At 70.0% G+C, this 20,431-nt stretch carries 18 protein-coding genes; 6 read left to right on the top strand and 12 right to left on the bottom strand.

Annotation, left to right across the window (positions count from 1 at the left end):
* Positions 1-885: o-succinylbenzoate synthase (gene menC / locus NS220_RS06345; protein WP_058623245.1), on the bottom strand; the 885-nt coding region annotated here is incomplete at its 3' end.
* 531 nt (positions 886-1,416) lie between these two features.
* Between menC and NS220_RS06340 the strand changes: the two genes are divergently transcribed.
* Positions 1,417-2,226, top strand: coding sequence for an SDR family oxidoreductase (locus NS220_RS06340; RefSeq protein ID WP_058623242.1), 810 nt, complete (start codon positions 1,417-1,419; stop codon positions 2,224-2,226).
* Between the two features lie 7 nt (positions 2,227-2,233).
* Entirely contained in the window at positions 2,234-2,443 is a 210-nt protein-coding gene (locus NS220_RS06335) for a hypothetical protein (RefSeq protein WP_058623241.1), read from the top strand.
* A 3-nt stretch (positions 2,444-2,446) separates the two neighbouring features.
* Here the strand turns inward: NS220_RS06335 and NS220_RS06330 are convergent, their stop codons facing one another.
* From NS220_RS06330 to NS220_RS06290, 9 genes are all read right to left on the bottom strand, one after another.
* Entirely contained in the window at positions 2,447-3,142 is a 696-nt protein-coding gene (locus tag NS220_RS06330; RefSeq protein ID WP_058623244.1) for a GNAT family N-acetyltransferase, read from the bottom strand.
* A gap of 123 nt (positions 3,143-3,265) precedes the next feature.
* Positions 3,266-4,504, bottom strand: a complete 1,239-nt coding sequence (manD, locus tag NS220_RS06325) for a D-mannonate dehydratase ManD (protein WP_058623240.1) — start codon at positions 4,502-4,504, stop codon at positions 3,266-3,268.
* A complete protein-coding gene (locus tag NS220_RS06320; protein ID WP_242864547.1) occupies positions 4,501-5,925 on the bottom strand; it encodes a mannitol dehydrogenase family protein in 1,425 nt (474 codons plus the stop codon). Before NS220_RS06320 ends, manD begins: the two co-directional genes overlap by 4 nt.
* 8 nt (positions 5,926-5,933) lie before the next feature.
* Positions 5,934-7,358 carry a glucuronate isomerase gene (gene uxaC / locus NS220_RS06315; RefSeq protein ID WP_058623238.1) on the bottom strand — a complete coding sequence of 475 codons (1,425 nt, stop codon included), beginning with the start codon at positions 7,356-7,358 and terminating at the stop codon, positions 5,934-5,936.
* On the bottom strand, positions 7,358-9,145 hold the full coding sequence (uidA, locus tag NS220_RS06310) for a beta-glucuronidase (RefSeq protein WP_058623237.1): 1,788 nt from the start codon (positions 9,143-9,145) through the stop codon (positions 7,358-7,360). The genes uxaC and uidA overlap by 1 nt, the downstream gene beginning before the upstream one ends.
* Before the next feature lie 39 nt (positions 9,146-9,184).
* On the bottom strand, positions 9,185-10,021 hold the full coding sequence (locus NS220_RS06305; protein WP_058623236.1) for an ATP-binding cassette domain-containing protein: 837 nt from the start codon (positions 10,019-10,021) through the stop codon (positions 9,185-9,187).
* Complete coding sequence (locus NS220_RS06300) at positions 10,021-11,904, bottom strand: dipeptide/oligopeptide/nickel ABC transporter permease/ATP-binding protein (protein ID WP_058623235.1); 1,884 nt, start codon at positions 11,902-11,904, stop codon at positions 10,021-10,023. Before NS220_RS06300 ends, NS220_RS06305 begins: the two co-directional genes overlap by 1 nt.
* Positions 11,901-12,842, bottom strand: a complete 942-nt coding sequence (locus NS220_RS06295) for an ABC transporter permease (protein WP_058623234.1) — start codon at positions 12,840-12,842, stop codon at positions 11,901-11,903. The genes NS220_RS06300 and NS220_RS06295 overlap by 4 nt, the downstream gene beginning before the upstream one ends.
* 70 nt (positions 12,843-12,912) lie before the next feature.
* Positions 12,913-14,442, bottom strand: a complete 1,530-nt coding sequence (locus tag NS220_RS06290) for an ABC transporter substrate-binding protein (protein ID WP_058623233.1) — start codon at positions 14,440-14,442, stop codon at positions 12,913-12,915.
* Between the two features lie 215 nt (positions 14,443-14,657).
* On the opposite strand from NS220_RS06290, the gene NS220_RS06285 reads away from it, so the two are divergent.
* Both NS220_RS06285 and NS220_RS06280 read left to right on the top strand, forming a co-directional pair.
* On the top strand, positions 14,658-15,668 hold the full coding sequence (locus NS220_RS06285) for a LacI family DNA-binding transcriptional regulator (protein WP_058623232.1): 1,011 nt from the start codon (positions 14,658-14,660) through the stop codon (positions 15,666-15,668).
* A 70-nt stretch (positions 15,669-15,738) separates the two neighbouring features.
* Positions 15,739-16,137: a hypothetical protein gene (locus tag NS220_RS06280; protein WP_058623231.1), complete on the top strand. Its 399-nt coding sequence runs from the start codon at positions 15,739-15,741 to the stop codon at positions 16,135-16,137.
* A 10-nt stretch (positions 16,138-16,147) separates the two neighbouring features.
* On the opposite strand, the gene NS220_RS06275 is transcribed toward NS220_RS06280, so the two are convergent.
* The gene (locus NS220_RS06275) at positions 16,148-17,476 is read right to left on the bottom strand and encodes an MFS transporter (protein WP_058623230.1); all 1,329 of its coding nucleotides are present in this window, start codon (positions 17,474-17,476) and stop codon (positions 16,148-16,150) included.
* Between the two features lie 95 nt (positions 17,477-17,571).
* Positions 17,572-18,144 carry a TetR family transcriptional regulator gene (locus tag NS220_RS06270; RefSeq protein WP_058623229.1) on the bottom strand — a complete coding sequence of 191 codons (573 nt, stop codon included), beginning with the start codon at positions 18,142-18,144 and terminating at the stop codon, positions 17,572-17,574.
* 82 nt (positions 18,145-18,226) lie between these two features.
* On the opposite strand from NS220_RS06270, the gene NS220_RS06265 reads away from it, so the two are divergent.
* On the top strand, positions 18,227-19,345 hold the full coding sequence (locus tag NS220_RS06265; RefSeq protein ID WP_058623228.1) for a zinc-binding alcohol dehydrogenase family protein: 1,119 nt from the start codon (positions 18,227-18,229) through the stop codon (positions 19,343-19,345).
* Between the two features lie 62 nt (positions 19,346-19,407).
* Entirely contained in the window at positions 19,408-20,289 is an 882-nt protein-coding gene (gene purU / locus NS220_RS06260; protein WP_058623243.1) for a formyltetrahydrofolate deformylase, read from the top strand.
* The last annotated feature ends 142 nt before the right edge of the window (positions 20,290-20,431 follow it).

Raw genomic sequence — 20,431 nt, 5'->3', positions numbered from 1 at the left:
CACCGGGATCCCCGCGGCGACGGCGCGGTCGTGGATCGCGACGGCCTCGAGATACCCGCCGACGCGGCCGGCCTTGATGTTGATGATCGCCGCGGAGCCGAGGGCGAGGGCGTCGGCGGCGGCCTTGTCCGAGACGATCGACTCGTCGAGGCACACCGGCGTGCGCAGGCGCTGAGCGAGGGTGGCGTGGTCGAGGAGATCGTCCTCCTGGAGGGGCTGCTCGATGAGCAGGAGGTCGAAGGCGTCGAGCTCCGCCAACGTGTCGGCGTCGGCGAGGGTGTAGGCCGAGTTGGCATCCACTTGGAGGGGTATGCCACCGAATGCCTCGCGGACGGCCACGGTGTCGGCGACGTCGCGGCCGGGCTTGATCTTGATCTTGATGCGCACGTACCCGTCGTCGAGGTAGCCGCCCACGGCCTCGACGAGCGCTCCCGGGTCGCGCTGGATGCCGACCGAGACCCCCGAGGGCACCCGGTCGTGCACGGCACCGAGGTACTGCCCGAAAGGGCGCCCCTCGGCGCGCAGCGCGGCGTCGATCACCGCGAGCTCGAGGCCCGCCTTGGCCATGCGATGCCCGACGACGGGGGCCAGGATGCCGGCGACCTCCTCGGGTGCGACGGTACGGCGCTCGAGCAGGGCCGGAGCGAGGAATCGCGACAGGACGTCCCACGCTCCCTGGGTGTACTCGCTGGAGTAGTACGGCTCGGCGGAGGTCACGACCTCGCCCCATCCGCGGCCGTCGACGGTCTCGGCGGCCACGACGATGACCTCGCGCACGGTCTCCGTGCCGAACGACGTGGTGAAGGGCGACACGAGCGGCAGGTGCAGGACGCGGAGCTCCACGGCATCCAGGGTCACGGGCGAGGCGGGGCGGGTCACGGGCATGACGGCAGGCTAGCGGGGCCCGGCCGGAGACGCAGGAATTCCGCGCCGCGGGCCGAGGGGCGGCCGGGACGGACCGCGGCGGCGACGGCTGGGGGCTTCCTGCGCTGCGCGGCGGCCGGGCACAGCTCCGGCAGAATCCGCCGCATGGTCCCGGACGGGCCGCCGCCGCGAGGAAATGCAGGAGTTGTGTACGACGCAGGACCCCCGCCGCACCGTGCCGACAGGTGGCCGGAACGGCGGGGACCGACGGCGACGGCGACGGCGGGCATCCTGAACTGTGCCGCGACGGCCGGGCACACCTCCTGCAGAACGCGCCGCGTGCGGGCTTGCGGGCCTCGACCGCGGGGGAATGCAGGAGTTGTGCACGCCCGGGCCGGCACGGCACGGCCCAGCCCAGCCCGGCCCCGGCCCAGCCCCGGCCCGGCACGGCCCGGCACGGCCCGGCCCGCGACAGGCCCGCGACCGTAACGCCCGCGTCCGAGCCTGGCAAGGCCGACGCCCGTGCGGCTCCGCGCGCGTACCGTCGGGCGCATGAGCGACGACTTCACCCCCCGCCAAGCGATCGTCACCGGCTCGGACTCGGGCATCGGCGCGGCCACCGCCCTCGCCCTCGCCGACGCCGGAATGGACGTCGCGGTCACCTACCACTCCGACAAGGACGGCGCGGAAGAGACGGCCGCCGCGGTGCGCGCCCGCGGATCCCGCGCGATCGTCGCGCAGTTCGACGCGACCGACTTCGACGCGGTCCCGGATGCCGTGAACGCCATGGCCGACGAGCTCGGCGGCCTCGACGTCTTCGTCAACAACGCCGGCGGCGGGATCGGCGGCTCGTTCCTCGACCTCGACTTCGACACGTGGCGCACCGACATCTCCCTCAACCTCGACGGCGCATTCCTCGCCCTCCACACGGCCGCGCGCCGCATGGTGAAGGCCCGGACGGGCGGACGACTCATCGTCGTGTCGAGCGTGCACGAGCACCAGCCGCGGGTCGGCTCCGCGCCGTACGTCGCCGCGAAGCACGGCGTCGGCGGTCTCATCAAGACCATGGCCCTCGAACTCGGCCAGTACGGCATCACTGCCAACGCCGTCGCGCCGGGAGAGATCGCCACCCCGATCAACGACATGTCGCCGGAGGATGCCGAGCGCACCCACCGCCCCGGAATCCCCCTCGGTCGCCCGGGCAAGCCCGAGGAGATCGCCGACGTGATCCGCTTCCTCGCTTCGCCCTCGGGCTCGTACGTCACGGGCGCCGGCTGGGTCGTCGACGGCGGAATGCTGCAGATGGGGCCGCAGGCGGGCTCGCACATGGACTCGGACGCGTGGCGTTCGGCGGGAGAGTGAGGACGCGATGAGCGACGAGAAGAGCTTCGAAGAGAACCGTCACGACCAGCTGACGTCGGCTCCGAAGGCGACCGAAGAAGACGCGGCACCGCGCTTCGACGTCACCGAGCACGACGGCGTCACGCGCATCGACGTGCGCGACGACGCCGCCGTGCGTCCGGGACCGGGTCAGGGCGACCCGGCGGCCGAGAAGGACGAACCCGTCTCCGGCGACTGAGGCTCAGACGATCAGATAGCCGCGGCGGTCGAAGCCGCCGATCCGACGGCCGGATGCCAGCTGCCCCCGCAGTTCGTCCCGCACGCGCACGCGCCACGCGGCGGCGGCCGGCGGGTCGGTGCGGCGGAGGGCCTCGATGTCGTCGGGGATCTCGACGACCGCGCGAACGGTGTCATCCGCCGGTGTCGGAGCGGGCGGTTCGGCCAGCGCCCACGAGATCATCAGTCGGTCCGACTCGTCGCCGCGGTTCACGTCGTCGGGCATCTCGCCGTACTGGTTGACAAGGTAGTCGGTCACGCGCGTGCCGAGGATGGCGAGATTGAAGTGCGCGTTGCGCGCGATCAGGGGGTCGAAGGTCCAGGTGATCCGCCCGACGCCGCGTGCGAGCGCCCACTCCCGCTGGTGACTCTTCAGCTGACGACCGAGGCCACGGCCCTGATAGCCGGGCAGGACGCCGGTGATGTGGGAGTGCATCGACCGATCGGCGGGCGGACCGAAGAAAGCCGCCGAAGCGCCGATCATGCGGCCCTCGTCGAAGAGCCCGACGACGTAGTTGCCGGAGTGCTCGAGCGCCCGCAGGATGTTCGCCGGCATCGTCGCGCGGTCTCCGACCCAGACGGCGTCGAACACAGCCGCAGCGGTATGCACGTCGTCGACGGTGGTGAGCTCGTGGATATCGATGGGGCGAGGGAGAGACATCACCGTCTCAGTCTCGCACCGGGGCTCGCTCACCGGTCGGCTCGTCTCGCCGGTCGGCTCGTCCGTCGGCGAGGCGGCGGCCACCATCGCGGCAGGGTGAATGGCCGCCTGCCTCGCCGCGGCTCACCAGTCGTGCACCGTCCCGTCGTGCAGGCGGTTGTACGGCAGATAGGCCTGCTGGTACGGATACTTGCCGGCCTCATCGACGTCGAGCTCCACGCCGAGACCCGGCTTCTCGCCGGGGTGCAGCATCCCGTCCTCCCAGGTGAACGACTGCTGGAAGACCCGGTCGGTCTTCTCGCCGTGCTTCATGTACTCCTGGATGCCGAAGTTGTGGATCGACAGCCCCAGGTGCATCGCCGCGGCCATGCCGACGGGAGAGATGTCGGTCGGCCCGTGCATGCCGGACTTGATCTGGTACTGCGAGGCGTAGTCGAGGACCTTCTTCAGGTGGGTGATCCCGCCCGTGTGGGTGACGGCCGAGCGGACGTAGTCGATGAGTTGCTCGCGGATGATCTGCTGGTAGTCCCACACGGTGTTGAAGATCTCGCCAATCGCCAGTGGCGTGGTCGTGTGTTGGCGGACCAGGCGCAGGGCCTCCTGATTCTCCGCGGGTGTGCAGTCCTCGAGCCAGAACAGGTCGTACGGCTCGAGACTCTTGCCGAGCGACGCCGCCTGGATCGGCGTCAGCCGGTGGTGGGCGTCGTGCAGAAGCGGCACCTCGGGGCCGAACTCGTTGCGCACCGCTTCGAACACCGTCGGCACGTGGCGCAGGTACGAACGGGTGTCCCAGTCCTCCTGGGCCGGCAGCGCTCCGCGCTGCGCGGGCTCGTGGTCGTAGCGCACGCCCTTGTTCGCCTCGAAGGTCGCGTTCGAGGCGATGCCGTAGATCGATTTCAGGCCCGGGACGCCGGTCTGCACGCGGATGGCACGATAGCCCTGCTCCTGGTGAGCCCGCACCGAGTCGAAGATCTCCTCGGTCGTCTTCCCCGACGCGTGCCCGTAGGCGAGGAGGCCGGTGCGCGAGGCGCCCCCGAGCAGCTGGTACACCGGTACGCCGAGACTCTTGCCCTTGAGGTCCCACAGCGCCATGTCGACGGCCGCGATCGCGGCCATCGTGACAGGACCCCGCCGCCAGTACGCCGAGCGGTAGAGGAACTGCCAGGTGTCCTCGATGCGGTGCGCATCGCGGCCCAGGAGCAGCGGCACGACGTGCTCGGCGAGGTAGGCGACGACGGCGAGCTCACGGCCGTTCAGGGTCGCGTCGCCGATGCCGACGAGACCGTCGTCTGTGGTCAGCCGCAACGTGACGAAGTTGCGGTCGGGGCTGGTGACGATGACTTCGGCCCGGTCGATGATCACGAGTGTCCTCCTGGGTGTGCGGGGATCGCGCCCGTCGGGCGCTGAGGGGTGTCGGTGTCGACGAGCGCACGCACGCGCGCGACGACCCCGGGGATGCCGATGAGGCCGTCGTCGACGACGGCGAGGAGCGCTGCGACGGGGTCGTCGGCTCGAGCGGCATCCTCGATGGCGGCCGTCTCGGCGTCGGGGTCGCGTCGGCCGCTGAGCACGCCGCCGATCCAGCCGGCGAGCGGCAGCAGGAGCGCGTCCGGAACATCGTCGGGGCGGCATCGGGCGATCACGGCGACCGTGCGGATGCGGAGCTTGGCCGCGGTCTCGGCCGCGATCTGGTCGAGGCGGTGCTCGATGCGCGAGTTGGCGAAGCGCGCGGCGAGGGCACGCCGGTAGTTCGGCAGGTCCAGTGCGGGATCGGGCAGCACGGCGGAGACCGCGTCCCAGTACTCCTCGACGCGGGTGCGCACCTCGGCATCCGCGAAAGCGGTGGCCACGCTCTCGTGGCCGTGCACCCGCGCGGTCGTCGCCAGCAGCGTGTGCGCACCGTTGAGCATCCATAGCTTGCGCCGTTCGAAGGCGCCGACGTCGGTGACGAAACGCGCTCCGGCGTCCTCCCATCGCGGTCGCCCCGCGGGGAAGTCCCCCGCCAGGGTCCACTCGGCGAACGGCTCGGTGACCACCATCGCCCGGTCCTCGTATCCGACCGTCTCGCGCAACGCGGCGATGTCGTCCGACGTGGTCGCGGGCGTGATGCGATCGACCACCGTCGACACGAACGACACGTGGCCGGCGATCCACCCGGCGAGATCGGGGGCGACCTCCTCGGCGAACCCCCGCAGCGCTCGCTCGACGACCGCGCCGTTGTCGGGGATGTTGTCGCAGGGCACGACGGCGAGGGCGGGGCCTCCCGCGCGACGACGACGCTCTAGGCCGTACGCCAAGCGGGCGACGGCCGTCGAGAGCTCTGGCGCGGTGTCGCCCGCGCTGCGCCAGCGGTCGATGTCCGCGTGCCCGTCGGGGCCGAGACGGTATCCCGCCTCGGTCACGGTGAGGGTGACGATCGCGACCTCGGGCCGTTCGAGCAGACGACCGAGGGCGTCGAGGTCCGCGCCGTCGTGCGCGGCGACGAGGTGCCCGACCAGGCGGTGGTCCTCCCCCGCGCCGGAGCGTTCGACCACCGTGTAGAAGCCGTCCTGTTCTGCGACGGCCCGCGCCGCGCGCGGAGAGCGCCCGGTGAAGGACGCGATCCCCCACTCGCCCGCGGGGTCGGCCCGGGCGGTGAACCACACCTGGTGCGAGCGGTGGAATGCCCCCAGCCCAAGGTGAACGATCCGCACGGGCGGGCGGCGCGTGGCCGTGGCGTCGACGGCGGCGGCGACACGCGCGTCGAGGCGCGCACCGGCGATCGCGGGTGACGACGGGGACACGGACGCGCTCACAGTCGGAACGCCCGTCGGGGGATGGCATCCACGAGATCGTCCGCGATCGCCTCCGCCTGCGACATGCTCAGGCGCCCGTCCTCGACCAGACCGGCGAGGTAGCCCGCGTCGACGCGTCGGGCCATGTCGTGACGAGCCGGGATCGAAAGGAACGCGCGCGTGTCGTCGATGAAGCCGGATCCGCGGTAGAAGCCGGCGGTCTCCACCGTCGCCGCGCGGAAGCGGCGCGCCGCCTCGGGGGCGTCGAGGAACCACCACGGTGCGCCGATGTAGACGCTCGGGTAGAAACCCGCCAGCGGAGCGATCTCGCGCGAGTAGGTCGTCTCGTCGACGGTGAAGAGCACGAGTTGGAAGCCCGGCTCGGTGCCGAAGCGCTCCAATAGCGGACGCAGGCCCTCGACGAACGTCGTCGGCACGGGGATATCGTGGCCGCGATCAGGGCCGAGCACGGCGAACGTGGGGCCGTGATGGTTTCGCAGCACACCCGCGTGCAGCGTCATCACCAGGCCGTCCTCGACCGACATCCGCGCGCTCTCGAAGAGCATGTGGGCCAGGAACAGCGCCTTCTCCGCGGGAGTCGCCGCGCCCGCTCGCGCACGGTCGAAGAGACCGGATGCGGTGGACTCATCGAGCTCGACGGTGGCGGGAGAGAGCACCCCGAAGTCCGCCGAGGTCGCCCCCGCCCGCACGAAGCGAAGACGCTGCGCCTGAAGGCCCTCCAGATAGCCGCGGTAACCCGCGCCTCCGGACGCGCCCAGCAGAGCGTCGACGTTCGCGCCCCACCGGTCGTTCGCGGGGTCGATGTAGGCGTCGGGGCGGAAGGTCGGACGCACGAGGGTGTGGATGCCGGCATCCTGAGCGATCGTGCGGTGCGCGTCGAGCGGGTCCAGGGGATCGTCCGTGGTGGCGAGGACCTCGATCCCGAACTCCCGCAGAAGCGCCCGGGGGCGCAGGGCCGGCTCGGTCAGGCGCGAGGCGATCGCGTCGTACAGGTCGTCGGCGTGGGTGCCGTCGATCGCGATGTCGATGCCGAAGACGTCGTCCAACGTCGCGCGCAGCCAGTACCCCGACGCGGTTCCGGCGAACAGGTGCCCACGGTCGCAGAACGTGCGCCAGACCGCGCGGGTATCGACATCGTCCCAGGGCCGCCCCAGGCCCAGGTCGGCGAGAGGGATGCCGTCAGCGTGCAGCAGGCGCGTGACGTAGTGGTCGTCCCGGATGAACAGCGCGACGGGGTCGGGGAAAGGGGCGTCCTCGACGAACAAGCGGGGGTCGACGTGACCGTGCGGTGACAGGATCGGGCGTGCCGCCACGCGCGCGTACAGCTCGCGTGCCCGAGCACGCGTCCCCGGTTCGAGGGGCAGCAGGCGATCGGCGCGCCGCGCGGCACGATCCGTGCCGGGGTCGGTGAGCGTCGACATCAGGCGTCGCCGTCCACGCGCGCCTTGTCCATCCAGCGCGCCCGCAACAGGTGGGCGGCCTCTTTCGGACGACGGTCGCGCGTGAACACTCCCTTGCGATTGCCGTCGACGCGGATGATGCCGGCCGAGGTCTGGAAGTCGGCGAAGTTCCAGACGTGCTCGCCGATCACCTCGTCGACACGGTCGAAGACGCGGTGGTACACGTCGAGCAGATCACGCTGGAACTCTTCGCTCCACGGCTGGGTCAGCACGGAGTGCAGTCCCGCCATGGTGTCGGATCCGTACTCGGTGATGATGATCGGCTTGCCGAACGTGCGGCCCCAGCCGCGCAGCTCTTCCTCGAGCTTCTTCTCCGCCGTACGCAGATCACCGGTGTCGATGTACCAGCCGTAGTAGCGGTTGAGGCAGATCACGTCGAAGAGGTCGGCGAGACGGTCGTTGTGGAACGTCCCGCGGTACTCGTTCGCGTACGTCAGAGGACGCGTGGGGTCGAGTTCGCGCGCGAGCTCCACCAGCGGCACGAAGTACTCGCGCGCTCCCTCTTCGACCGACTCCGGCTCGTTCGCGATCGACCACATGACCACCGACGGGTGGTTCTTGTCGCGCGCGATCAGCTCGCGCACGCCCTGGGCGTGCGCGGTCTGCGTGCGGTCGCTGAACATCGTCGGCGAGAACGCGGGCTCGGTGACGCGCCCGTGCACACCGCCGCCCAGGCCGAGGTTCAGGCCGACCGCGGCGGTCTCGTCGATCACGACGATGCCGTGGCGATCGGCGTAGTCGAGGAACTCCTCGGCGTACGGGTAGTGGGAGGTGCGGAACGAGTTCGCTCCGGTCCACTCCATCAGCGCGAAGTCGTGGACCATGAGGGCCGCGTCGAAACCGCGGCCGCGGATCGCACTGTCCTCGTGCTTGCCGAAACCGCGGAACGAGAACGGGCGACCGTTGATGAGGAACGCGGCGCCGCGCACCTCCACGGTCCGGATGCCGACGTCGAGCACGTATTCGTCGACGAGATCGTCGCCGTCGACGAGATGGATCTCGAGCCCGTACAGGTTGCCGGCGCCCGGCCCCCACAGCCGCGCATCGGGGATCCTGAGCGTGCCCGAGGCTCCCGATCCGGATGCCACGATCGCGCCGTCGAGATCGCGCACCGCGACCCGCACCGCACCGGCGCCCACGGTCGCGACGTCGTAGCGGAGGATGCCGTCGGCTCCCTCGATGTCGGTGCGCACCGTGACGTCGTCGACGTACGCGAGAGGCGTCGCGTACAGGCGCACCGACCGGGCGAGGCCGGCGTAGTTGTAGAAGTCGTGACGGTAGCCCTGTTTCCGCCGGCCGTCGTCGGCGACGGTGATCATGCCCGGGGGGATCGTCTCGTTCGTCAGCTCGTTGTTGACGCCGATCGTGATGCGCACCTCGTCACCCGCACGCACGCGCGCGGTGACATCCGCTTCGAAGGGGGTGTACCCGCCCACGTGACGCACGACCTCCGCGTCGTCGACGTAGACCACGCCCTCGTGGGTGGCGGCATCCACGCGCAGGACGATGCGCTGACCGTCCCATCCGCGGGGAACGCGTACGACGCGCTGGTACCAGACCCAGCCGACGTGGTCGTGGATCTCCTGGTCGGCGAAGACGTCGTTGTAGCTGGCCGGCACCGGGGCCTCGCGCGTCGTGTCCAGGCGCGCGCGCCACGGCTCGGGTGCGTCGTCGTGGTCGAGCGCGAACAGCCACAGCCCGTCGAGGATCAGCTGTTCACGGGTTGCGGTCGGGATCGGCTTCAACACGGGGTCTCCTGTCGGTGGAACCGGGGGGGGTTGGGGAGGTCATTCGGCGCTCTGGGCGGCCAGAGCGAGCCGTTGGGCTCGCCGCTCGCGCTGCACAGCGGGGTCGGGAACGGGGGCTGCCAGAAGCAGTCGTTGCGTGTAGGGATGCTGCGGCTCACGTGTGACACGCGACGCGGGGCCGTTCTCCACGATCTCGCCGCGGTACAGCACGGCGACGTCATGACTGATGTGGTGCACGACATCGAGATCGTGCGAGATGAAGAGGTACGCCACCCCGGTGTCCCGTTGAATCTCCAGCAGCAGATCGAGCACGCGCGCCTGCGTCGTGAGGTCGAGGGCGCTGACCGGCTCGTCGCACACGATGAGCTTCGGGCTCAGGGCGAGCGCGCGGGCGATCGCGACCCGCTGGCGCTGGCCGCCGGAGAACTCGTTCGGCAGGCGATGTCGCGCGTCGGCGGGCAGGCCCACGCGGTCGAGAAGGCGTGCGATCCGCGTCTGCGCCTCGGTTCGGCCGATGCCCTGAGCCGACAGGGGCTCGGCGAGGATCTCGCCGACCTCCATCGCAGGGTTCAACGACGTGTAGGGATCCTGGAAGATCACCTGGATGTCCCGGCTCAGGGTTCGGCGTTCGCGTCGGCTCGCGTGCGAGATGTCACGTCCGTCGAAGCGGATGGCGCCGGCGGTCACGGGAGCAAGTCCCAGCACGGCGCGACCGATGGTGGTCTTGCCCGAGCCCGACTCGCCGACCAGACCGAGCGTCTTGTTCGGGGCGACCGACAGCGACACGTCGTGGAGCACGCGGTGCGCCGGACGGAAGAGGCCCTTCGACCGATACTCGACGACGAGGCGGTCGACCTCCAGCAGCGGCGATTCCATCAGATCTCCTCCCTCAGGGCGGTCCTCGCCGCATCCGACAGCGGCTCCTCCCGATCGCTGTCGGCGATGGCCAGCGCCACCGCAGGGTCGACAGGTCCCGATGCTGTCGCGTTCGCGTCGACACCGCCGACGCCGAGCGGAGTGAGGGGCTCGCGTCCGACGAGCATGCTGCCCAACAGCGCTTGCGTGTACGGGTGCGCGGGGGCCGAGAGGATCTGCTCGACGCTCCCCGTCTCGACGATCTCGCCCTGCCGCATCACGGCGACACGGTCGGCAATGTCGGCGATGACGCCCATGTTGTGCGTGACCAGCAGCACCGCGACCCCCGTCCGCTCCTGCATCGCGCGCAGCACGTCGAGCACCTCGGCCTGCACGGTCACGTCGAGCGCCGTGGTGGGTTCGTCGGCGATGATCAGGTCGGGGTCGCAACTCAGTGCTCCCGCGATCAGCACGCGCTGGGCCATCCCTCCCGAGATCTCGTGCGGGTATGACGCGAGCACCCGGTCGGGGTCAGGGATGCCGACGCTGGCCAGGAGCGCGTGAGCCTTCGCCCGAGCCTGCTTCTTCGAGAGTCCGAGGAGCTTGACCATGGGGCGCATCAACTGGGCGCCGATCTTGAACGCCGGATCGAGGTTCGACATCGGTTCCTGCGGGATGTAGGCGATGCGACGACCGCGCAGACGGCGCATGAGAGCGGCGTCGCGGACTCCGCCGCGCACGAGGGCCTCACCCCGGAAGAAGATCGTCCCCGTCAGGATGCGCGCGCTCGCCGGCAGCAGCCCGAGGATCGAGAACGCCGTCTGCGACTTGCCCGAACCGGACTCGCCGACGAGGCCGAGGACCTCTCCCTGTGCGATCTCGAGCGAGACCCCGCGAACCACGGGGTGGTGGCCGCCGTCCGCCGAGGGATACCCGACGCCGAGGTTCGACACCTGCAACAGCACGTCGGCGGCATCCGGGATCTGTTCCGTGACGGTCGCCGTCGGGGCGGGCGCGGACCGGCCACGCGGAGCGCTGACCACGCGCTTGTCCTCGAGGGCGTCGCGAATGGCGTTACCGAGCAGCACGAGCGATCCGATCGTGAGACCGATCGCGAGCACGGGCCACAGCATCAGGAGAGGCTGAATGTAGATGTTCTGGAACCCGTCGCCGAGCATCTCGCCCCACGACGCCTCGGAAGGGTCCCCCAGGCCGAGGAACTGCAGTCCGCTCTGCACCGCGATGGCGACCCCGAAGATGAGCGCCGTCTGGATGATGAGGGGAGCACGCACGACGGACAGGATGTGTCGAGCGATGATGCGGGCGTCGCTCAGCCCGACGACCCGGGCCGCGTCGACGTACAACTCGTTGCGAACGGCCTGGACCGCGGTGCGCGTGAGCCGGAAATAGCCCGGACTGAGCAGGATGCCGAATGCCACCATCGAGATCCACACCGACGGTCCGAGCGCGGCGCGCACCGACAGCAGCACGATGATGCCGGGCAGGCTGATGATGAGGTTGGTGACCCAGCTGGAAGCACTGTCGAACGGGCCGCCGTAGAACCCGGCGATGAGTCCGGCGGGCAGACCGAGCCCGATCGCGACCACCGCGCACAGCAGCGCTGACATCAGCGTCAGCTGCGCGCCGTACAGCAGGCGGGTGAACACATCGCGCCCGGCGCTGTCGGTGCCGAGCAGGTTGGCTCCGCCGGGGTCGGCGAGCGTGTGTCCGACGTCGGCGAAGTTCGGGTCGAACGGCGCGATGAGTGGCGCGAGCGCGGCGAGGGCGACGATCGCGCCCAGCACCGAGACGGAGACGAGAGCCAGCGGGTTGCGGAAGAACCGGCGGACCTGGCCGCGAGGGACGCGGGTGGTGAGAGCGGGGGTCCGGATGACATCGGTCATGAGAGACGAACCTTCGGGTTGAGTGCACCGTTGGCGAGATCGACCAGCAGATTCACGACGATCACGATCAGGACGGTGAGGATGACGACGCCCATGACGATCGGAATGTCGCCGCGGACCGTCGCTCCGACGGCCAAGGCACCGAGTCCGGGAATCGCGAAGACCCGCTCGAGGATGACGACACCGCCGAGCAGACCGATGAATTGCAGACTGAGGACCGTGAGACCCGCGGGCGCGGCGCTGCGCAGCACGTGCTTGAGGACGATCTCTCCCTCACCGATGCCCCGACTGCGTAGCGTGCGCACATAGTCCTGTTCGAGCTGCTTGATGACGGCACTGCGGATCTGCTGAGCGCTGGACGTGACGTAATTCAGCACGATCGCGATCACGGGCAGGGTGAGCGAGGCGATCCAAGCGGCTGCTCCGGCGCCGGGCTGAATGGTGGACACCGCGGGGAAGATCGCGAGCTGGACCGCGAGGACCGCGACGAGGATGATCGCCAGCACGAAGCCCGGGATCGCATCGCCGACGACAGCGCCGACCTGGACGACCCGGTCGACCCACCCGCGGCGGACGGCGGCGAGGACGCCGAGGGCTGTCGCCACGATCGCCACGAGAACGATCGAGACGATCATGAGCGTCAGGGTGACGGGCGCCCGGTTGACCAGCGCACCGATGACCGGCTCGCCGTTGAACCATGACCGTCCGAAGTCGCCGCGGAGGGCTGCCTCGACCCAGCCGAAGAAGCGCACCGGCAGCGGTTGGTCGAGACCGAGCTCGGCCTCTTTCAACGCGATCTGCTCCTCGGATGCCTGCTCGCCCAGGATGTTGCGGGCGATGCTCGAGCTGGAGAAGAAGAGCAGGGTGTACGTCAGCGCGGTGATGACGACGAGGAGCACGACCCCCGCAGCCAAGCGGCGCAGTGTGAACATGAGCATGGGAACTCCGACCGTGTCTCCTGCGCCCGGTGACGGGCTCGCCCCGGGCGCAGGAAGGTGTGGGTGGGATCTACTTCGCCGGAGCGAAGTTGTAGATCGACGGGATGGCCATCTGCACCTGCGCCTGGACGCTCAGAGCGGTCGGGTCGTAGGCGGCGATCTGGTCGATCCGGTACAGCGGCAGGAACCACGCGTTGTCGGTGACGTAGCGGTTGACGTCCTGCGCCGCGGCGTCGGCATCGGCGCCGCCGGACTGCACCTTCGCCAGCAGGGCCTCCAGCTCGGGCGAGGTGGTGTCGAACGGGTTGAAGGTCGCCGTGGGCGAGACGAGCTGGTTGATCGCAACCCACGTCTCAGTCTGGGCGAGGTTGAAGTTGAACGCGGGATAGCGACCCTGGACGATGTTGGCGACGTAGTCCGGACCGGGCACCGTCTCCTGCGTCACGCGGATTCCCACGTCGCCCAACTGTTGCGCGATCGCGGTCACCTGGGTCGAGAACGCCGAGATGACCGGGAGCGTGAGGTCGAAGCCGTCGGCGTAGCCCGCCTCCGCGAGAAGTTGCTTGGCCTTGGCCGGGTCGTAGGGATAGCGGTTCTCGAGGTCGGACACGTAGGCCGAGCTGTCCGGGCCGAACACCTGGCTGGTCGCCGTGCCGTAGCCGAGCTGAAGCTCCTGCAGGAGCGTCTCACGATCGACCGCGTAGTTCATCGCCTGGCGCACGCGCACGTCGCCGAGGGCGGGAACGAGCTGACCCGCGCGGTCGAGGATCGAAGTGCCTGTCCAGTCGACCTGGTAGTCGGGGATGACCGCGAGCTTCGCCCCCTCGACCTGGGCGGCCGACTTCGCATCGAGCGTGGTGAAGTCGACCTGCCCGGAGAGGATCGCGTTGACGCGAGCCGACAGCTCCTCGAGGTTTCGCAGCTCGACACCGGAGAACTTCTGGAGCGAAGGGTCCCAGTACCCCTCTCGCGCGGTGAACACCGCCTGCGAGTCGCGCACCGAGTTGGCGGTGTCGAAGACGTACGGCCCGGATCCGACCGGGGTCGTCTCGAGCGAGCCGCCCGCGATCGCGGCAGGACTCGCCATCAGACCGGCAGCCTGGCTGAGGTAGTACTCCATCGCGGGATCGGGCTGAACGAGCGCGATCTGAACGGTGTCGTCGTCGACCACGGTGGTGGACTGGTACTGGGTCAGCTGGACGGCCTGACGGCCGTTCGCGCCTTTGAAGTGATCGAGGTTTGCTTTGACGGCCTCGGCGTTGAACGGCGTCCCGTCGCTGAACGTGACGTCGTCACGAAGGTCGACGGTCAGCACTGTTCGCGAATCGTCGTACGACCAGTCCGTGGCGAGCATGGGCACGAGGGTGCCGTCGGGCTCGCGACGCAACAGGCTGTCGTAGACGACCTGGTAGGGCATCAGGGCGTGACCGACGTGCGCCTGGGCCGGATCCCACGACGAGACGTCGCCGATCTGACCGATCTTGAGGATGTCGGTCGACCCGCCTTCGCCGCCTGAGCCGTTCGATCCACCCGCTGTGCAGCCCGCGAGCAGGAGAAGGCCGGCGGAGACCGCCGCGACCTTGAGAGAGGTTGACTTCATTGTTCAGCCTTCGTGTCTGAGGGACGTGGAGTGGTGGGGCCACTCCCTCATCATGGAATCGTCATAGCCAGATATGGTCAACAAATTGCCATTAGTTGCCATATCAGAATCCTCAGATTCTGCGCCCTATCGCCCGGAAAGCTCGTCGAACACGTCTCGCGTGGCAACAGATGTAGTGTCTTGCCAAAAGTTGTTCGGAAGGACGGAGCAGGTCGATGGGGAAAGTCACCGCGCGCGACGTGGCACAGCGCGCCGGCGTCGCGACGTCCACGGTGTCGCGGGCACTCAACAAGCCCGATCGCATCAACGCCCAGACGAGAGAACGGATCCTCGACGCGGCACGAGAGCTCGGGTACGTCGCCGCACGGCCCACCCGGCGCGGTCTCGTCGCCCTCCTCGTTCCGGACGTGACGAACCCGTTCTACTTCGACATCATCCGATCCACGCAAGAGCAATTGCGCGCGGCGGGCTTCCTGCAGTTGCTCATCGACACGGGCGAATCAGGCCGGACCGAGTCCGACACGCTCGAACAGCTGAGCGGACTCGTCGACGGCGCGATCCTGTCGGCGACCCGCCTCGACTCCGCTGCGCTCGTCGAGGCTGCGGGGCACCTCCCCGTCGCCGTCATCAATCGTCAGCATGATCAGATCCCGGGGGTGCTGATCGACATCCGGGTCGGCCTTCGTCAGGCGATCGACCATCTCAAGGCCCTCGGTCACGAGACCGTCGCCTTCGTCTCCGGCCCGCCCGACTCGTGGCAGAACCGGTGGCGTTGGCACGAGTTCGAGGAGCAGGTCCAGGAACAGGGCATGACCGCGGTCCTCGTCGGCCCCCATCCGCCGACGCGGGAAGGGGGCGCGGCCGCGGCGGATGCGCTTGTCGTCACCCAGGCGACGGCCTGCGTGGCCTTCAACGACCTGCTCGCGATCGGAATGCTGCAGCGCCTCAGCAGGCGCGGCGTGGAAGTGCCCCGCGACCTCAGCATCGTCGGCTGCGACGACATCTTCGGCGCCGACTTCTGCAATCCTCCCCTGACGACGATCGCCGGCGACACCGAGCAGGCCGGACGCATCGCGGCAAGTCGACTGGTGACCGTCCTCAACGCCGAGCAGCTCCCGGCCACTCGTACGACCCTGATCCCGACGCACCTGCTCGTGCGCGAGTCCACCGGGCCCGCCCCACGCAGCACGACCGACGGACGGACGCCGCGCTCATCCGGACCGTGACGAATCAGCGAGTCGACTCGTCTCCCCCGTGAGTGCCCGCACCGCACGGGCCCGTCGGAAGGAAGAGACGATGAGAGCCGGACGCATCACCACGGCCCGCCGCGCGCGCGGGGTGCTCCTCGCGACCGGGGTCGGCGCGGGGCTCATCGTCCTCATCGCCCTGGGGCTCTTCCTGCCGCTCGTCGGGTTCCTCGCCGGAGCCACCGCCTCGACCGCGGGCCTCATCCCCTTCCCCGCGCTGAGCGTGACCCTCGTGACGATGGTCGGCGTCGTCCTCGTCGCGGGACTGCTTCTGCTCGCACTCACCCGCCGTCGCACCGGCGTCGCGATCGTGTGGGTCATGCTCGCCGTGCTCGTCGCACTGGCGGTGACGGTGTTCCCGCTCGGCGCCGTGGCATCCGGATCCGCGGAGCGCGCATCCGACATCGCCCCGATGCTCGCGGACCTGTGGAGTCGACTGACCGATTAGAGGTGAGCCGTCAGCGGGGCAGCTTGTCGATCCCGCCCACGTGGCGGATCGTGCGCCCGCGCTCGACCGCGATCGCGATCCCGCCGACGAGCCACAGCGGAACCTGCATGAGGAACGCCCAGCGGAAGGCATCGAGGGAGTAGGTGTCGGGGGTACCGGCGCCCTGCACGTCCATCGCGATGCCGATGAAGAGGATCGCGAGGAGCGCGGCGAGGAATCCGCCGCCGTTCACGATGCCGGTGGCGGTGCTGAGCCGGTGACTCGGCGTGAACGTGCGGGCGTGGTCGAACGCGATCATCGATGCCGGCCCCCCGGTCGACAGCGCGAACATCAGCACGATCAGCAGCCAGACGGGTGCCGGCCCCGGCCAGACGATGACGACGATCCACACCGCCGCCTGGAACACCACCGTCGGAAGGACGAGCCAGCGGGAGCGCCGTGTCGGATGCCGACTCGACAGCGCACCGATCACCGGTCCGCACAGGATGCCGAAGAAGACGAGTGTCGTCATGATCAGCGACGCGGTGGCCGGCGCGAGCCCCTCGCCCGCGGTGAGGAACGGGAAACCCCACAGCAGCATGAACGCGGTGCCCGCGAACGGCGTGGCGAAGTGCGACCAGAACCCCAGTCGTGTGCCGGGGTGCGCCCACGACTCCCGGAACCCCTGCCGCAGGTCGGCGGACGACTTCACGACCCGGATCGCACCCGTCTGCGTGTCGACGGAGGTGTCGACGGGGTCGGCGCGGCGTTCCGGAGGACGGTTGCGGATGATCAGATACGTCAGCACGCCGAAGAGCACACCGAGACCGGCGACGCTGCCGAAGGCCACGCTCCAGCTCGTCGCGTGCAGGAGGGCGGCGAGCGGGACGACGGCGATGATCTGCCCGAACTGCCCGATGATCCCGGTGAGCTGCACGAGGAGCGGCGCTCTCTGCGCGGGGAACCACGTGGCGATCACGCGCAGCACGCTCGGGAAGATCGCCGCGTCACCCGCTCCGATGAGCACGCGGGCCAGGATGCCGATCCCCACCGCGTCGGCGAACGCCATGACGAGCTGACCCGCCGCCATCAGCAGCATGCCGGTCGCGATGATCGGGCGCGCGCCGAAGCGATCGAGGAGGAGGCCGACCGGGATCTGCATCGCGCCGTAGACGAACAGCTGGATCACCGCGAACATCGACAGCGCCGAAGCGTCGGCGTGGAAGCGCGTGGCCGCGTCGACGCCCACGGCCGACAGCGAGGTGCGGTTCACGATCGACACGACGTACGCGAGGAGACCGATACCCCACAGCAACCACGTGCGCCATCCGGGGCGGTCAAGGCGCAGGGTTTCGGTCACGGTTCCAGGCTATCCGCGCCCGCCGACATCGGTCGCGGGCAGGCGTCGCGACCGCTCCGGCGCGGGTGCCCCGGGGGGGGCGGGGATCCGACCTGTCAGGACGAAAGGTCGCCGAGCACGTCGGACATGCGCTGCCGGACCGCATCGAGATGGCGGGTCAGCGGCATCCGGTTCTCATCCGACAACCAGCGCTCGAGGGCTGTCTGCAGCAGCTCGACGGTGAGGCCCGCGACCACGCGGGACGTGAGCGGATCACTGCCCCGCGCGGCGCACCCCGCGCGGATCGCCTCGCGCAGGTCGGCCTGCTTCTGCAGGTCGCGTTCTCGTAGAGCGGGCTCCGCCTCGATGATGCGGCGGGATGCCGCCATCTGGTCGCGCCGCGGCTCGAATCTCTCGGCGGCGAGCGCCCGCAGCCCCGTCCAGGCGATGGCGAACGGGGCGGCTCCGTCCGGCGCGGCGGCGAGCATCGCGGTCGCCTGGGCCGGGATCTCGTCGTCGCCGAAGAAGACCTCGCGCTTGTCGCTGAAGTGGCGGAAGAAGGTCCGCCGCGTGACGCCGGCGCGCTCGACGATGTCGGGCACGGTCGTGACACCGAAACCGCGCTCTTCGAAGAGCTCGAGGGCGGCGGCGCGGAGCCGCTCTCTCGTGTCCGGAGCCCATCTCGCCATGCTTTCGAGCATAGGTGATGTCACTTGGTGACATCAGGTCTATAGTGAAGACACTTCGTGTCATCACTGCGGAAAGGCTCCGATGTCCTCCCACGCTGCGGCGATCATGCCGGCACCCCGCGCCCGCCTGACCGCGACGACCCTCCCCACCCCGACGCCGGGCCCCGACGAGCTCCTCGTCCGAGTGCGTGCCGTCGCCGTCAATCCGGTCGACTGGGTGATCCAGGGCACCAGCCGTGTGACGTATCGGTGGCTGCGTACCCCCGCGGTCCTCGGCTCGGACGTCGCGGGGGAAGTCCTCGCGACGGGCGAGAACGTCACGCGATTCCGCGTCGGCCAGCGGGTCTTCGGCCTCGCGACCGGTACCGACCGCGGGCGCGACCCCCTTCGCGAGGGCGCGTTCCAGGATGCCACCGTGTTGAGCGAGCGGCTCACGACGGCGACCCCCGCGTCGCTCACCGACGAAGAGGCCGCGGTCCTCCCCCTCGGTCTGTCGACCGCGGCCTGCGCGCTGTTCCAACCCGCCCACCTCGGGCTCTCCCTCCCCTCCGCCGATACCGGGGACCGCGGTGCCGGCGTGGTGGTGGTCTGGGGCGGGTCGACCAGCGTCGGAATGAACGCCGTCCAGCTCGCGCGAGCAGCCGGATACGACGTCGTCAGCACCGCGTCGCCGCGCAACGCCGACCTCGTGCGATCACTCGGAGCCGACGCCGTCGCCGACCACGACTCCCCGACGGCCGTCGACGACCTCGTCGCCGCCATCGGCTCACGCCCCGTCATCGGTGCCGTCGCGCTCGGAGCCGGATCGGCGAACGCGTGCATCGCTGTGCTCGCGCGCACCGGCGGCACGCGGCTGGCCCTCGCGAGCACCCCCTACTCGCTCGCCGGCCTGGTCGGCCGCCGCCGTCTGTTCCCCGCGATGATCCCCGTCTTCTCGCGCATCGGGCTCGCGACGGCGCGGTCGATGCTGCGCGCCCGACGCCGTGGCATCCGTGCCGCTTTCGTCTGGGGAAGCAGCCTGCGCGACGACGCCCTCGGACCACGACTGTGGGGCGAGGTGGTGCCGCAGCTCCTGGCAGACGAGCGCCTGCGCGCCCTCCCCGAGCCGATGGTCGTCGGCACCGGACTCGCTGCGATCCAGAACGCCCTCGACCGGCAGCGGGCGGGCGTCTCGGCGCGCAAGGTCGTGGTCCGCCTCTGACCGCGGCGAACACGCGACGGGGCGTGGTCGGCGACCTCACCCGGGCACGGCAGAATGGTCCGATGGTCTCCGCGAGCCCCCACCTGCAGCCCGATCACGCGTGCCTCATCGTCCACGGCAGCGACACCCCCGGCATCATCGCCGCGGTGTCGGCGCTCATCGCCCGCCAGGGCGGCAACATCGTCGCCTTCGACCAGTACTCGGACGACCCGCGCGGGGGCGCGTACTTCCAGCGCGTCGTGTTCTTCCGGCCGAACCTCGCCGCCGCCTTCCCCGAGATCGAGGCCGACCTGGCCCGGACGCTCGGCGACGGCTTCGAGCTGGAGTGGACGCTCACCGACCTCTCCACGCCCAAGCGCATGGCGATCCTCGCGTCGAAGCAGGACCACTGCCTCCTAGACCTCCTGTGGCGTCACCGCCGCGGCGATCTGCCCGTCAGTATCCCGATGGTCGTGTCGAACCACACCACGGCGGCCGAGGACGTGCGCTCGTTCGGCGTGCCCTTCTTCCACGTCCCCTCCACGCCCGGGCCCGACAAGTCGGCATCCGAAGCCCGGATCCTCGAGCTGCTGGTCGGCAACGTCGACTTCGTCGTGCTCGCGCGCTACATGCAGATCCTCTCCGCCGACTTCCTCGAGAAGATCGGGGTGCCGGTGATCAACATCCACCACTCCTTCCTCCCGGCCTTCATCGGCGCCGAGCCCTACAAGAAGGCGAAGGAGCGCGGGGTCAAGCTCATTGGCGCCACCTCCCACTACGTCACGAGCGACCTCGACGAGGGTCCGATCATCGAGCAGGACACCGTGCGCGTCACGCACGCCGACTCCGCCGCCGAGCTCGCCCGCCGCGGAGCCGACGTCGAGCGCCAGGTGCTGTCGCGCGCCGTGCTGTGGCACGCGGAAGACCGCGTCATCCGCCACGGCAACCACACGATCGTCTTCTGACGCGCCCGGCGCGGCGTCTCGCGGCCACGCCAGCCGCCGCCGCGACCCCGAGAACGCATGCGATCGGCGAGGCCGCACGCGTTTGCGCGCACAGGCATGCGGTCTCGGCAAACGAGTGCGGTCTCGGCGATCGCATGCGTTC

The sequence above is a fragment of the Microbacterium testaceum genome, from assembly GCF_001476655.1.
Taxonomy (GTDB): Bacteria; Actinomycetota; Actinomycetes; order Actinomycetales; family Microbacteriaceae; genus Microbacterium; species Microbacterium testaceum_C.
This window is presented reverse-complemented; position numbering and strand designations above follow the sequence as displayed.

Bases quoted from the DNA above. Each gene is read 5' to 3' on its own strand.
- NS220_RS06340 (WP_058623242.1), top strand. From the start codon at position 1,417: ATGAGCGACGACTTCACCCCCCGCCAAGCGATCGTCACCGGCTCGGAC.
- NS220_RS06335 (WP_058623241.1), top strand. From the start codon at position 2,234: ATGAGCGACGAGAAGAGCTTCGAAGAGAACCGTCACGACCAGCTGACG.
- NS220_RS06330 (WP_058623244.1), bottom strand. From the start codon at position 3,142: ATGTCTCTCCCTCGCCCCATCGATATCCACGAGCTCACCACCGTCGAC.
- uxaC (WP_058623238.1), bottom strand. From the start codon at position 7,358: ATGTCGACGCTCACCGACCCCGGCACGGATCGTGCCGCGCGGCGCGCC.
- NS220_RS06305 (WP_058623236.1), bottom strand. From the start codon at position 10,021: ATGGAATCGCCGCTGCTGGAGGTCGACCGCCTCGTCGTCGAGTATCGG.
- NS220_RS06300 (WP_058623235.1), bottom strand. From the start codon at position 11,904: ATGACCGATGTCATCCGGACCCCCGCTCTCACCACCCGCGTCCCTCGC.
- NS220_RS06295 (WP_058623234.1), bottom strand. From the start codon at position 12,842: ATGCTCATGTTCACACTGCGCCGCTTGGCTGCGGGGGTCGTGCTCCTC.
- NS220_RS06290 (WP_058623233.1), bottom strand. From the start codon at position 14,442: ATGAAGTCAACCTCTCTCAAGGTCGCGGCGGTCTCCGCCGGCCTTCTC.
- NS220_RS06285 (WP_058623232.1), top strand. From the start codon at position 14,658: ATGGGGAAAGTCACCGCGCGCGACGTGGCACAGCGCGCCGGCGTCGCG.
- NS220_RS06280 (WP_058623231.1), top strand. From the start codon at position 15,739: ATGAGAGCCGGACGCATCACCACGGCCCGCCGCGCGCGCGGGGTGCTC.
- NS220_RS06270 (WP_058623229.1), bottom strand. From the start codon at position 18,144: ATGGCGAGATGGGCTCCGGACACGAGAGAGCGGCTCCGCGCCGCCGCC.
- NS220_RS06265 (WP_058623228.1), top strand. From the start codon at position 18,227: ATGTCCTCCCACGCTGCGGCGATCATGCCGGCACCCCGCGCCCGCCTG.
- purU (WP_058623243.1), top strand. From the start codon at position 19,408: ATGGTCTCCGCGAGCCCCCACCTGCAGCCCGATCACGCGTGCCTCATC.